Source organism: uncultured Ruminococcus sp. (assembly GCF_946415235.1).
Lineage (GTDB): Bacteria > Bacillota > Clostridia > Oscillospirales > Ruminococcaceae > Ruminococcus.
This window is the reverse complement of the sequence record NZ_CAMKRR010000002.1, coordinates 84,711-98,497: the sequence shown is the minus strand read 5'-3', so window position 1 is coordinate 98,497 and position 13,787 is coordinate 84,711. Positions and strand designations below refer to the sequence as shown.

Here is a 13,787-nt window from a genome sequence, read left to right as displayed (position 1 = left end):
TGAATGCTCCGATACGATATCATAAGAAGTAGTCTGCTCCGTCAGAATGCAGGCATCTTATCCACAGCCAACGCCGTGGATACTCCGCTTATTATCGCGGAGCTTCGTGATATTGTCATCGGGTACATACCCCACCCCCGCTGACAAAGAAGGAGTATCCGTGATAGAAAAATTAGCCTTGAAAACTGCGGTTTTCTTTTCAGATAATAATATTATCGACCCTGATGATACCGAAGCCTATGCCTTCGGGCTGGAGATCATGTTTTCCACGCTCATCAATTTTTCTGTGGTCGTGACAGTTGCAGTACTTACGGGAGAGCTCCCCGCATTTGCTCTTTTTACAGTCTCGTTCATTACGATGCGGCTGAATGCGGGCGGATTTCACGCAAGGACGCATATAGGCTGTACTGCCGTGCTCGTTGCAGCGCTCATAGCGTATGCGGCGGCATTCAAGTTCATGCCTGATGCTGCAAAAACTGTCTCAGCGGCGGTGTTCCTGATAATTTCCGCAATCACCGTACTCATGTTTGCTCCCGTTGAACATCCCAATAACCCTCTTTCCAACAGATCAAGACTTAAACTCAGGAAAAGAGCCATTATGCTTCTGTGTATATGGTCTGCGCTCTGTGTAGTATTATTTTTTATACGTCCCGATCTGCCGTTTTACACAGCCTCGGGAGTATCACTTTCAGCCGCCTCGGTGCTTGCTGAAAAGATAAAAGGATCACTTATAAAATAATAATAATTGGAGGGAAGGATGTAATTATGAAATTATTGAGATCATTCATGTCAAGATATGGTACAGTTATTGCAGCTGCTGCGCTTGCAACAGGTAAGCTCGCAGCGTCCAGAGCCTGCTGGTTCTGGTTCAATCAGCCAAAAGTCCCCGAAAGTATAAAGAAGTACATAAATGAATAGGATATTTTGATAAAGCTTCCTGCTTTCGCTTGCTGGAAGCTTTTGTTATACATTCCAAGACATGATATCGCCTTATGGCGGTATTTTTTTATTTGTTTGCGGGGAACTCTGCATTATTTCAAAATAATGACTTGTCGTTTATTGCTTTTTCGCGAACATTTTTTGCTCTTTTTTCTGTATAATCTTTACAAATTTCTACAAATGGTGTATATTTAAGATGAAATAGAATAATATAGAATGGGAAATCAGGAGATTATATCTCACTTTAACAAAAAGGAGGAAAGAAAAAAACACTGTCGCAGGAAGAAAACAGAAAAAATGTATAATGAGGAGTGATTTTATTGAATTTCAAGAACTTTAAAAAAGCAGTCAGCGGTACAGTTTCTGCTCTTATGATCGCATCATGCTTACCTACAGCAGTAAACGCAGCTGACCAGCAGACAAGAGGAAACATCGGCGGTTACGACTACGAGATGTGGAATCAGAACGGACAGGGACAGGCTTCAATGAACCCGTCAGCAGGCTCTTTCACCTGCTCATGGAGCAATATCGAGAACTTCCTTGCTCGTATGGGTAAGAACTTCGACAGCCAGAAGAAGAATTACAAGGCTTTCGGAGAGATCGTACTTACCTATGACGTAGAATACACACCAAGAGGAAACTCTTATATGTGCGTTTACGGCTGGACAAGAAACCCTCTTATGGAATACTACATCGTTGAAGGCTGGGGCGACTGGCGTCCGCCCGGAGACGGTGCTGAGAGAAAAGGCACTGTAACTCTCAACGGAAATACATACGATATCGCAAAGACGATGCGTTACAACCAGCCCTCTCTTGACGGTACATCGACTTTCCCGCAGTACTGGAGCATCCGTCAGACAAGCGGCTCGGCAAACAATCAGACAAACTACATGAAGGGCACTATCGACGTATCCAAGCACTTTGACGCATGGTCACAGGCAGGTCTCGATATGTCGGGTACTCTCTATGAAGTATCGCTCAACATCGAAGGCTACAGATCAAACGGTCAGGCTAACGTAAAGAGCGTTACAGTAAATACAGACGGTACAGGCGCAGGCGCTACATCTGACAACGGCGGCGGAAATGCAGGCGGCGGAAATGCAGGCGGCGGTCAGCAGTGGGGCGGTCAGCAGGGCGGCTTCGACTGGGGCGTGCAAGGCGGCGGCGGTCAGCAGGGCGGCGGCTTCGACATGGGCAACTTCGACTGGAGCCAGTTCCAGGGCGGCGACAACGGTGGTCAGCAGTGGGGCGGCCAGCAGGGCGGCTTCGACTGGGGTCAGCAAGGCGGCGGCCAGCAGGGCGGCTTCGATATGGGCAACTTTGACTGGAGCCAGTTCCAGGGCGGCGACAACGGCGGTCAGCAGTGGGGCGGCCAGCAGGGCGGCTTCGACTGGAACCAACAGGGCGGTCAGCAGCAGGGCGGCAACAACGGCGGCGGCAATAACGGCGGCGGCGCAGCTGCAACAGATAAGGTAATAAAGATCCTTCCTGCAGGTGACTCTATCACCAACGGCGACGGCGAGCAGGGCGGATACAGAAAGTATCTCTACGACGCACTTACCAAGGACGGCTATAAGATCGATATGGTCGGACCTAACGGCAGAGACAGCTCTTCCGCAAACGGTATCACATACGACGACAACCACGCAGGCTTCAGCGGCTACCAGATCAAGGAAATTCCGAGCTGGGGACAGCAGCAGGGCGGCAAGGGAAGCTTGTACAACGAACTCAAGAACGGCAATGTTGTCAAGCAGAACCAGCCTGATATCATACTCCTCATGATCGGTACAAACGATCTGACAGCTAACCGTTCAATGGACGCTTGTGCATCAGATCTCCGCGCTATGCTCGACTATATGCTTGCAGATATGCCTTCTGACGGCGTAATATTCCTCTGTTCTGTTCCCGAGCATACAGCTTACGGCGGAAACACACAGAAGATCGGCAACTACAACAGCACAGTAAAGAGCGTTGCCGAAGAGTATGCAGGCAAGGGCAAGAACGTAAAGTTTGCCGACGTTCACGGCTGTCTTGACGGTATGAACGATATCAGCGGCGACCAGCTCCACCCCAACGGAGGCGGCTATAAGAAGATAGGTAATTACCTCGCAGGCGTTATCGAGGACTACGAGAAGGCTTCTGCTCCTGTAACTACTACAACAACCACTACCACAACGACTACTACAACTACCACTACTACAACTACTACAACTACTACGACCACAACTACAACTACTACAGAGCCTACAACAACGACAACCACAACTACAGCAGCTCCTGAGTTAAAGGTAACAAAGGCAGGAGACGTCAACAACGACGGCAATATAGATATGGGTGACGCTGTTCTCATCATGCAGGCACTTGCTAATCCTAACAAGTACGGCGTAGGCGGTACAGACCCCAACGCTCTCACAGAGCAGGGTAAGGTAAACGGCGACGTTTATACAGAGTCCAAGGGACTTACATCAAACGACGCTCTCAGGATACAGGAATTCCTGCTCGGTATCATCAAAAGCTTATAAGACATAATTTACCTTATACCAAAACAAGGCCGGGACAATGTTCCCGACCTTGTTTTTTTGCCCTTATATTATAATTTCCGTTATAACGCTCAAACGCCCCTTTAAGCATAAGCTCAAAGGGGCGATGTATTACTTCCTGGTCATAAGGGAAAGTGCGTAAAGTGTTATTATGTGATGAAGCATAACGTCTTACGATATAAAACAGGGGAGTTTATTCAAAAACTACGCCCCAGCCTGCACTTACCTTGCGGTAAAGGCGCATTTTTTCCTTCTTCTTCTGTACCTTGAGCAGATAAACAGCTCCGAAAAGCACGAGAAGTGTAAGAAGAGCACCGATTATTATTCCGATAATAAGCTTATCCTTGAACAGCAGCAGAGCACAAGCCCATATGATGATCGCTGCTATAAGGATTATAGGAAGGCAGAATGAAGCAAAGTTTCTGTTCTTGACCTTTATGTAGTGCTGTATATCTCTTATACTGAAGCATTCATAATTTCGAGCGATGAAGTTATCAGGCTGACACCACTTACAGAACGCAGAAAGATTTTCAAACTTTGCTGTGTAGTCCTGATAATCGTGGAACTTTTCATTATATCTTGTAACGCGGTAATAGACTATTACAGCCTGTCCCTGCTGCTCGGCATCCATTACATGGATTATAGTGCCGACCTCAGCCTGACCGCGCATTGCCTTTGTTACAAGAAATTTCCGGTCAACCGCTTCATCAATATTGAGCAAATAATTCATAGCTATCCCTTTCCTTAACGCATAATATATTCTCCTGTACCCTAAAAGGTACAAAGTCCGTGCAAAGTTAATGGTTTAAAGTACTGTCGCAGTGATACAAATTAATTATAACACATAAAGACAGAAAATGCAATACCCAAAACTTTGTTAATAATTGCCAAGCATTAAGATCATAAGTCATTAAAATGGCCAAAACAATTCAAATCTTATTTCTTTAAATTGAGATTTGCCTTTGCGATCTTCTTTCTGTCCTTTGCCTGCTTGAGCATATCTTCTTTAGACATACCTGCGTCAGCGGAATCTGCGCCGTTAGCCATATCTGCATCGTCTGTGTCAAGGAAGCTGTTGAGTCTCTTCTTGAAAGCGCTCTCTCCGCCCGGTTTGGAGGTAAGGGTAACGCTTACGCTCTGAGACTGCTGATATACTCCGTTTCTCATGGGTGCGCCGCCGTGAACCGAATGACCTGTATATCCCTGTCTGTAGGGAGCAGCATTCATGCCCTGCGGGAAGCCGCCCTGCTGAGGATAACCCTGCTGCGGGAAACCGCCCTGCTGAGGATAGCCCTGTGGGTAGCCCTGCTGCGGATAACCCTGCGGGAAACCGCCCTGCTGCGGATAACCCTGTGGGTAACCCTGCTGCGGATAGCCCTGCGGGAAGCCCTGCTGCGGATAGCCCTGCGGGAAGCCCTGCTGAGGATAGCCCTGCGGGAAGCCGCCCTGCTGCGGATAGCCCTGAGGATAACCCTGCTGCTGGTTCGGATTTATATTCGGGAAACCGCTTGCGCCCTGCATCTGAGCTTCCTCGGGATGCGCGTAGAGGGAATTGGGAGCGCCGTCCTGATTGCCTGTTTCATTATTAAACGGATTAGCGGAATCAACGTCTATGCTGTTTGCAAATTCAGCGGGAGCACCAAGATCTGCCTCATCGTAGCCGCTGAGGAAATCGGGAGCTTCGGAAGCGGGAACGAGACTTGCGGCAGTAACCGCCTCGTCGGGTGAGAGCACTATCTCACAGCTGCTGTTGTCCACGCTTGAATTTACAAGTATACCCAGAGCCTCGTCATCGGGTCTGATATAGATGAAATCGTCCAGCGAAACAACGATAAGCTGTTTTGCGATAACGTGCTTTGCTGTGACCACAGACATTACTGCGATCTTTGCAGCTGAAACGTCCTCAACTGCACCTTCGTTTATGGATACAGTTGATACTCCTGAATAAATATCTCCCGTATCTGCGATGATAAGGCAGAGTTCAGCGTCATACTGTGTCAGCTCGGGCCTCTTCTGCTTTAAAGTTTCCGCAAAGTTTTTGGCTGTATTGTATAATGAGCCTATTTCCATAAAAAACACCACTTTTCTTTATTTATTGAACGCATTCCCTGCGTTTTAGCCTCATAGTGAAGTCATTCGACCTCTACCTGTTTGCTGAGCGCTGCTGTTTTTCTTTCGGCAGCAGCCTTCTTGTTTTCAGCTACGCGCTGATTGATAAGGTCAAGTTTCTCATTAAGGAACGCTTCATCATAGATACAGGCGAGTGATATATCATCCTCTGTACCGAAATGCGATCTCTTGCTGAGATTGTTTTTTATGACTGTCTTGAATGTCTCAAGGTTTACCAGCTGACTTGTGATTATCGTATGATAATCAAGGAAGTCATACTCACTTCCGAAGGAAGTATAAAGTCCGTCGGTAGAACCATAGAGCGCTATAAGTCTCTTGTTGGGGGCATAAAAGCTGCTGAACATTCCCGCTGCATTTGAATTGCACACGGAAGCTGTAACATTTGCAGGTGCAGCCTCGTTATATTCCATCGGCATGACTGCCTTGCCGTCTTCAAAGATAGCAACAAGGCTTCCGTCACCTATCTGTACTCCGAAGGTATAGTTCTCGCCTGCAACAGCGACAACGAGAGTAGAGCCGTAGTAGGACTCGGGGAGTATAGCCTCGAATTCCTCTTTTGTGAACTTGCTCTTTTCCTCTTCGGTAACAGGGTTCTCCGCAAGGTGCTTTTCGATCCTGACATTCCAGTTTGAAATGATCTGTTTTTCGATATTTTTGAGTATTAATTTGTAATTGTCGGGAAGGTTAGCTTCCAGCGCCTCACGATCCTCATAATATCTGTCTATAGCCTCTATAGCGGCCTCGACAGCGAATTTTGAGCCAAGGTGACTTCTGAAGTGCTTTTTGCTTCCGTGTCCGTCGGCAACGACAGCGATAGCATAATGATCTTCTACCTTGAAAGCAGAGCTGTCCTGACAAACAAGGTTCGTTTTTTCATGACTTGCGCCCATTACCGAATGGCTGAAGCCGTTGAACATATTTTTTCAGTCCTCCTCAGGAATAATTTCCGATGGCCTAATTACCAGCCTGTATCGAACGGCACATCGTCGCCGTCGCCTGTGGTATTGACAAGCTCCTGTATCTGCTGACCGAGAAGCTTCTGCTTGGCAGCGAATACGTTCTCTTCGCCGAGCTCCTGTCCTGTATCATCAGAGAGTGTCATACTCTTACTGCCTATCTGAGCTGATGTTACAGCGATGATCTTGATCATCTGTGCGAGCTGACCGCCTGAATATGCGTGAACGACTGTATCCTTAGAGCCTGTGAATTCGGCAAGGATATTATCGTTTGCTTCCTGACCGATACCCAGCGCAGCCTTGAGGCCGAACTTGTACCAGCTGTTTGTCTGGAGCTCTCTGAGTCCTTCCTTGTAATCGTCGGAAGGATATCCGTCTGTCATAAGGAATATAACAGGAGCGAACGAGAGCGAAGGCGAATTAAGGAAGCTGTTTCTTGACATTCTGTGGTTGAGCTCCTTGAATGCAGCGCCCATGCTGGTAACGCCGCTGGCGCGGAGCCTTGCCCACTCAAAATCCTCTATCGGGATAGGATTAGCGTACATCCATCTTACTTCCGTAGAGAAAGTAAGAACAGCGACTTTTACATCTGTATCAGCTTCGCCGACTCTGCGTATCTCTGGGATGAGCTCTTCCATAACGGTATTGAGCTCGCCCATCTTCTTACCTTTCATACTTCCCGAAGTATCTATCAGGAAGAATACTACAAGGCTCTTTTTGGAAACGCTTGTAGCGCTAAGGGGATCATCGTCAAAATCGAGAATGCTGTCGTCTGTTTCAGGAGCTGAAGATACAGATACATTGTTATTCAATTCATCCGAAGGAGTAATGTTCTCATTCTCATTAACTTCGGGTTCTGTAAAACGTTCATTGCTCATAATTTACATACATCCTTTCAGTATTACTGCTCTGGCTTGGCAGATTAGATCTGTGCTTTAACTTCGCCGAAATCGATCTCGAGCCCCTGCCATACAGGGAAGCCCTTTCCGGGAGCGATATCGTAGAAAACTCCGTCAGGCATTTTTGCCTTCCACTGTCTGTCGGAGCAATTCTTGATTCCGAGGACGCCCTGCTTGACTTTATTCTCCACAAGCTCGCCTGCAACAGACGTGAAGTCGTCGGATTCGGGAACTATCTCGCAGGTGTAGAACTTACATCCGAGATAGAGTGGCGTGCGGTAATCGCGGTTACTGAAACCGATGGTAACGAATTCCATTCCGCATTTCGGACACTTGAAGGTCTTTTCGTTATGCTGGATGAACATTGAGCTGAAATTCGTTCTTCCGCAGCCGCACTGTATAATTTCTGATCTGAGGCGTATGAACAGCTTTTGCCATTCGTTCTCGATGATACGCTTTGTAGGATCCGAAACGCCCGTAGTGAAGGAGCGTATGAAAGCCTCCTTGATATAGTCGGGGTAGATCCTCCAGAATTTGATGATGTTATCATGGATGCCTCTTACGGGGCGGTTTGAATCGTCATTGGGGTCATATACGAACACTGCGTTCTGACCGTAGTGCTTGAGCTCGGACGATTCTGTAAGGCATACATCTCTTACGACCTTTTCGCCCTCCATGGGGTCTCCTCTGAAGAGGAGCTTGAAGAGTACTACCGCAAGAGAGTACTTATCGGTCTGTACATTCGGCTTGGCAATGCCTCTTACGACTTCGGGAGCCATATATCCCGGCTTACCGCCGATACCGAAGTTGCTTCCGTCAGGTGCGATGTTATCACAGTCGCAGACGAGGACGGCTCCTGTATTCACATTGATGAAGAAGCCTCCGTCGTTAAGGTCCTGATAGCTCTTGCCTGCACGGTGGAGCTGTCTGAAAGCGTTTACGATATTGATGACACAGGTCACCATTGCACTGAGAGTATTGAACTTAACGGGACGTTTCACACCGCGTCCCGTGAGCGGATCGATCTCAAGCTTATAGGTATTCAGTATATCAACGAATGAGTCAAAGCCCTCGGGCTTGAGCTCCATGATATATCCGAAGGTACCGTCCTCCGCTTCTTTTGTAAGGTATTTCGGCCAGAGGAACTTATTGCTCGGCGGACCGTCGTTTATATTGTTCTGGAGATTCTTGCGGAATGCGGCAGGCTTGCTCATCTTATTGATGTCGTACCATTTCAGCGCCCATTTCTGACCGTTGAAGCGGACGAGGTAAACAATACCCTGACCGCCGCTGCCGATGACGCTGAGGACCTTGGCTTTGCCGCCGAATTCCATCTCGACCTCCTGACCTATTTCAAGCTCTATCATATGATCTCATCCTTTCTTTCTTAGTCAAGCTCATATTCTTCAGCCGAGGTCACGAGGATGAACCTTATTCCAGTGGCTAAACAGTATTTATGAACGTATGAATTCTCTATGCAGTATATAACAAGATTGGGGCAGTAGGAGAAAGCATTGGCGTCGATGAACTTTATGCTTTCGGGGAGGAAGAGCTTTCTGAGCTTATCGCAGCCCGAGAATGCCTCCGCACCTATACTGCTGACGCTGGGCGGTATCTCTATGACTTCGAGGCTTGTACAGAAAGAGAATGTACTGTCCTCGATCTCGAGAACTCCGTCGGGTATCTTGACTACCACAAGATTTGAGCACTGGCTGAAAGCGCCCTGCTTTATTATCCTGAGTCCATCGGGGAGCTCAAGTCCTCTCAGTCTCTTACACGAAGAGAAAGCATATTCTCCGATAGCGAGGAGAGTCGAGGGGAGCTTGATAGTCCTGAGCGAACCGAACTTGTCAAAGCAGAATGCTTCAAGCTTGGTATATCCGTCGGGAATGACTATATTTCCGCTGAGTCTGTATCTCAGAGCGTTACGCGGCATGAATACCATCTCGTTGATATCCATAGGTCTCTTTTTTGCATTGTCGTCCTTCTTATCCGCTCCGTCCTCATCATCGGGATATACCTTCAGATGCGATTCGTAAGGCCAGCCGAGAAGGTATGTATAACAGGCAACTACGAATTCGGAAGCGCTTTCCGAGAGGAAAAGATCGCCGAGCATGAAGCTCTTGGCTTTCATTATGGATATTTCGTGGTTCTTGTCCTCGAGGAGTATCTTAAGGATACCCATTTTGTACATATTAATAAGAAGACGGCGCTCCTTATCGTAATCAGGTATATGATCGCTAAGCAGACCGATAAATCTGTCCTGATTGGCAACGGCGCGGGTTCCGTCATTTACAACGATCGCACGAAGCTCATGCTGGAATTCCATTGTGTTTTCAAATCCTTCGATATTCTGCGGAACAGGGGCTCCGCAGCTTGGGCAGGCAGAAAGCTTCGGGTCAAGTGGTGCGTTGCATTTTTCGCATTGCATGGTCTCTCCTCCTGACATAAGAATATAGCAGCGCAACTGCAAATTTGCGTATTTATATTGTTATCACGATTAGTATAACACTTTTCTATATTGATGTCAAGCGAAAAAAGGGCTCTTGGACAAAATTGAATTATCTTTTACAAAAATCGTTAGCTGTATTTGTGCAAATTTTTTAAGTTCATTACAGAGCGTAATATCGGCAAAAAATATCAGCGGTAGGATTGGCTGTACCAATTTTTGTATAGTTGATTTTGGTTTAAACCACAGGTATAAAATTGATTAAAATGCATAAGTTTTTTTGATTAATTTTGTTTATCACGCGGACTACTGATTTACAAAAAGTTGTTGAAATTCTTAAAGAAATGTGCTAAAATGAATTATGGATATCAATAGTGGACTTGTACAGGGGTAATGTCGCAGGCCAACGGTTCGTCAGATACGAAAAAAAAGAAGCGTTTGCAGATATCCCGCGGCAGTATAAGGTCTAATTGATCAAAGGAGGTTCGATATAATGAACAGAAACAAGAAAAAAGGCGTTTTCAGAACAGTCACTGCTTGTACACTGTCAGCTATCATGCTGTTGTGCGGCGGCTGTGGCGGACCACCTGCCGGAGTAAGACAGGGCGGCGGAAAGATCGCAGTTATAACCAAACAGCCCATCGCTTTCTGGGATGATGTTAAGCTCGGCGCTGAGGACGCAGGAAAAGAACTCGGATACGACATAATCTACTCTGTTGCCGAAGGTGACAATGACTATGCTACACAGATCGAAAGCATCAAGAATGCAATGAAGGATAAAGTCGATGCTATCGTTATCGCTCCGAACGGACGTACAGAGCTCAACGATGTTCTTCAGCAGGCAGTTGACAAGGGCATCAAGATAATCGCTATCAACTCTGACGTAACTTCACCCGATGCAAATAATCCTCTTACGATCTCCCTCGTAAACTCATCTGATTTTGACGGCGGCGTATGTGCTGCAAGAAATATCATTAAGAGCTGGAAGGCAAAGGGCAAGGAAGTAAGTGATATCGGAACTATCGGTATAGTAGGAAGTACAGCCGCAACATCGGATATGCGTATGTTGGGCTTCTTCGATACCATGAAAAGAACTCTCGGAAGGTCAAGCGGCGTTGAATTCGCCGAGCTCAGCATGATGGGCGTTATTATGGGTACTGCATCAGGCGCACCTGTTCAGGCATTCATGTACGAGACCGACGATTCCGCAGGCGGAGGCGCTGCTGCATACGGCGGAGAAGGCGGAGAAGGCGGAGATGCCGCTGCTTACGGTGCTGAGGGCGGAGACGCTGCTGCCAACGCAGCAGGCGGTGCTGACGCAAATGCAGCTCAGGAAGAAGAGACTGAGCTCACAGCTGCCGAGCTTGAAGTTCTCGCAAAGGAAAAGGAAAAAGCCGATGCCGATGCCCGTATCAAAATGGATATCGTAAACCGCTTCGTACAGTCAGAGCCCTGCTCAAAGCGTAAGGAAGCCAAGGAAAAGGCTAAGGCTTTGATAGATCAGAATCCTGATATTTCTATCCTCTTCGGCACAAACACAAATATGACGCTCGGTATATGCGACGCCATCAACGAGCTCGGCCTTGCAGGCAAGGTATTCGCTGTAGGCTTCAACACTGACGATGAGATCATAAGCAATATCAAGAATGGTGTTCTCCAGGGTACAGTTGTTCAGAATCCTTACGTTATGGGATATGTTGGCGTTAAGTTCGCAACAAGTGCCATAAACAACGACAACATCACTTCTCACCTGAATACAGGTGTAACATTCGTTAATGCAGACAATATGAACAACGATTTCGTTAAGCTCATATTGAATCCTGATGCAGATATTTCTTAATAGGAGGCGAGAATATGGCAAAGAATAAGAAAAAAGGCGCCTCGAGCGGATTTATTGTTGCTGCGATCCTCGTTGCGGTGATGTACATCCTGAATACCATCCTCGTATGGAACATTTATAACAACAATAACAAGACGGGTACAATGACATCTACAGCTACCCGTGCTATCAACAGCATCAAAGGTGAGCTTTCAAGCCTTAATACCAATACCGTCGGTCTTGCTGCAAACCTCTATGACAATCCGCTTGAGATAGTTGGCGATACAGAACGTATCTACGGCAATATCATTGGTTACGAAAAGATGTTTGAGAGCCTCGATATGAACGATACTGTCATGAAGAGATATAACTACGCTAAGTCTATCATAGATACGTTCCATGAGAAGCTCAACTCTCTCGGTACCGATCAGCTCCAGGAAGGCGACGCTGCAACCATGAACGAGACCCTTAAGCAGGAGCTCTATCCTCTTCAGGTAACTGCCGATCAGATGCTTACAGCTACTATCACCATCGTTGCCAGCGAGACAGCAAGACTCTCAAAAAGAAACGCTATCAGAGCTTATGTCCTCATGGGACTCATGGCTCTCATCGCTGTTCTCTCAGAGCTCGCTATCTGGCTCTTCGCACGCAGAGCTAAGAAGGCAAGAGCCGAACTCGAAGAGCGTGAGCTCCGTCTCGCAGAGGTTGACGCTAAGCTCAAGAATACACGTCAGAAGGCTACCGACCTCGCTGTAACAAACGTTCTTACAGGTATGAAGAACCGTTACGCTCTCGATAACGATATCAGCGAGAGACTTGAAACGGGCAGATTCCAGGTCGCTGTATTCGATATGGATAACTTCAGAAGCATCAACGATACCTACGGTTATGACTTCGGTGACGAGTATCTTGCTGCTGTTGCTGAAAAGCTCAAGGAAGAATTCGGCGATGTTGCTGAAATTTACAACATCACAGGAAACGAGTTCTGCTTCGTATTCAACAAGAATATCTCCGAAAGTCAGGCAGCAGGCATCGCTCAGAACATCCAGCGTGTAATGAGCAGTCCTTACGAAGTACTGAACCTCAATGTTCAGCTTCCTTGCTCGGGTGCATTGTATCACTACCTCCCCGGCGACTGCCTCAACGTAAACTCACTGCTCGTTAAACTCGATACAGCAATGAGAAACGCTAAGATGAACGGCGGCAACATGATAAATAATGTTGTAAATATGTAATATTGTTGAAATATGGCGGCTGTCAACACTGACAGCCGCTTATTTTATGGCAATTCGCAGAAAATAAAGATAATAATTGACATTACGTAGAAACTGTGATAAAATATACCTATGTTATGTGCTATATGAAAGGTAGGTGTTTCGGAGTGAAGAGAACAAAGAAGAAGAAAAAGAAATATGCAGTATACAAGTCCTCCACAGGCTCTTACTGCTATCTCTATGTCGATACCCTTGAAGCCCTCGAAGGTACAGGCTTTGAGGATATAATCTCCGAAGACCAGCTTCCCGTCGTTTTCGACGGAAAAGGAGGCTACTACCATTTCAGGGAAAATGATTACGGTTTCCTGCGTATCATCGAATCGGACAAGGAACAGCCCCTCACCCTTGAGGAGATGTTCGACAAGAATTCTCCCGATTTCAAGCTGGGCTGGATATCTCCCGACGGCGATACCTACTCCTGTGCATTCACCAACCACAGCAAATGTGCGAAAATGATAGTCGAAAAATTCTATCCAAACTCAAAATACCCCGAAACAGAGCTGGACAGACAAGGCTGGCTGCAGATCATAGACTCGTGGAACGGCACGGAACAGCACCACGGACAGTTCGTATTCACGGATCAGGGAAAGATCACAAGCAAGCAGGCAGACCGCCTCTTCGACCTCGGTCTTTACGAAAACGAAGAAGTAAAAAAACTCATCGCTGACAGCGAAAATGATTGGTAATTTACGTATAATGCCGAAACTGCACGATAAGATTGGGTGATTTACATAAAATCGCCCTGTTTTTTGTGCAGTTTTTTTATTGACTATATTTCAAT

13 protein-coding genes are annotated in these 13,787 nt (G+C 46.8%); 7 read left to right on the top strand and 6 right to left on the bottom strand.

The window, feature by feature from the left end; translation table 11 throughout:
- Window positions 1-3: 3 nt before the first annotated feature.
- From Q0R37_RS01130 to Q0R37_RS01115, 4 genes are all read left to right on the top strand, one after another.
- Window positions 4-144, top strand: a complete 141-nt coding sequence (locus tag Q0R37_RS01130) for a hypothetical protein (protein ID WP_294750218.1) — start codon at window positions 4-6, stop codon at window positions 142-144.
- A gap of 16 nt (window positions 145-160) precedes the next feature.
- The gene (locus Q0R37_RS01125) at window positions 161-739 is read left to right on the top strand and encodes an accessory gene regulator B family protein (protein ID WP_294750216.1); all 579 of its coding nucleotides are present in this window, start codon (window positions 161-163) and stop codon (window positions 737-739) included.
- Window positions 740-765: 26 nt separating this feature from the next.
- Window positions 766-918 (top strand): cyclic lactone autoinducer peptide, encoded by a 153-nt coding sequence (locus Q0R37_RS01120; RefSeq protein WP_294750214.1) that lies wholly within the window; start codon window positions 766-768, stop codon window positions 916-918.
- Between the two features lie 341 nt (window positions 919-1,259).
- Window positions 1,260-3,461 (top strand): glycoside hydrolase family 11 protein, encoded by a 2,202-nt coding sequence (locus Q0R37_RS01115; RefSeq protein WP_294750212.1) that lies wholly within the window; start codon window positions 1,260-1,262, stop codon window positions 3,459-3,461.
- 211 nt (window positions 3,462-3,672) lie between these two features.
- Here the strand turns inward: Q0R37_RS01115 and Q0R37_RS01110 are convergent, their stop codons facing one another.
- From Q0R37_RS01110 to Q0R37_RS01085, 6 genes are all read right to left on the bottom strand, one after another.
- Window positions 3,673-4,209, bottom strand: a complete 537-nt coding sequence (locus Q0R37_RS01110; protein WP_294750210.1) for a hypothetical protein — start codon at window positions 4,207-4,209, stop codon at window positions 3,673-3,675.
- A 206-nt stretch (window positions 4,210-4,415) separates the two neighbouring features.
- Entirely contained in the window at window positions 4,416-5,549 is a 1,134-nt protein-coding gene (locus tag Q0R37_RS01105; RefSeq protein ID WP_294750208.1) for a proline-rich domain-containing protein, read from the bottom strand.
- A 62-nt stretch (window positions 5,550-5,611) separates the two neighbouring features.
- Window positions 5,612-6,526 carry a PP2C family serine/threonine-protein phosphatase gene (locus tag Q0R37_RS01100; RefSeq protein ID WP_294750206.1) on the bottom strand — a complete coding sequence of 305 codons (915 nt, stop codon included), beginning with the start codon at window positions 6,524-6,526 and terminating at the stop codon, window positions 5,612-5,614.
- 41 nt (window positions 6,527-6,567) lie between these two features.
- Window positions 6,568-7,443, bottom strand: a complete 876-nt coding sequence (locus Q0R37_RS01095) for a VWA domain-containing protein (RefSeq protein ID WP_294750204.1) — start codon at window positions 7,441-7,443, stop codon at window positions 6,568-6,570.
- A gap of 44 nt (window positions 7,444-7,487) precedes the next feature.
- Window positions 7,488-8,831 carry a serine/threonine-protein kinase gene (locus Q0R37_RS01090; protein WP_294750203.1) on the bottom strand — a complete coding sequence of 448 codons (1,344 nt, stop codon included), beginning with the start codon at window positions 8,829-8,831 and terminating at the stop codon, window positions 7,488-7,490.
- Between the two features lie 20 nt (window positions 8,832-8,851).
- Window positions 8,852-9,895 carry a leucine-rich repeat protein gene (locus Q0R37_RS01085; RefSeq protein WP_294750201.1) on the bottom strand — a complete coding sequence of 348 codons (1,044 nt, stop codon included), beginning with the start codon at window positions 9,893-9,895 and terminating at the stop codon, window positions 8,852-8,854.
- 511 nt (window positions 9,896-10,406) lie between these two features.
- Here Q0R37_RS01085 and Q0R37_RS01080 point away from each other — a divergent pair.
- The 3 genes from Q0R37_RS01080 (at window position 10,407) to Q0R37_RS01070 (ending at window position 13,692) form a co-directional block, all read left to right on the top strand.
- Complete coding sequence (locus Q0R37_RS01080) at window positions 10,407-11,753, top strand: substrate-binding domain-containing protein (protein ID WP_294750199.1); 1,347 nt, start codon at window positions 10,407-10,409, stop codon at window positions 11,751-11,753.
- 14 nt (window positions 11,754-11,767) lie between these two features.
- Complete coding sequence (locus Q0R37_RS01075; protein WP_294750198.1) at window positions 11,768-12,967, top strand: GGDEF domain-containing protein; 1,200 nt, start codon at window positions 11,768-11,770, stop codon at window positions 12,965-12,967.
- 146 nt (window positions 12,968-13,113) lie between these two features.
- Complete coding sequence (locus Q0R37_RS01070) at window positions 13,114-13,692, top strand: hypothetical protein (protein WP_294750196.1); 579 nt, start codon at window positions 13,114-13,116, stop codon at window positions 13,690-13,692.
- The last annotated feature ends 95 nt before the right edge of the window (window positions 13,693-13,787 follow it).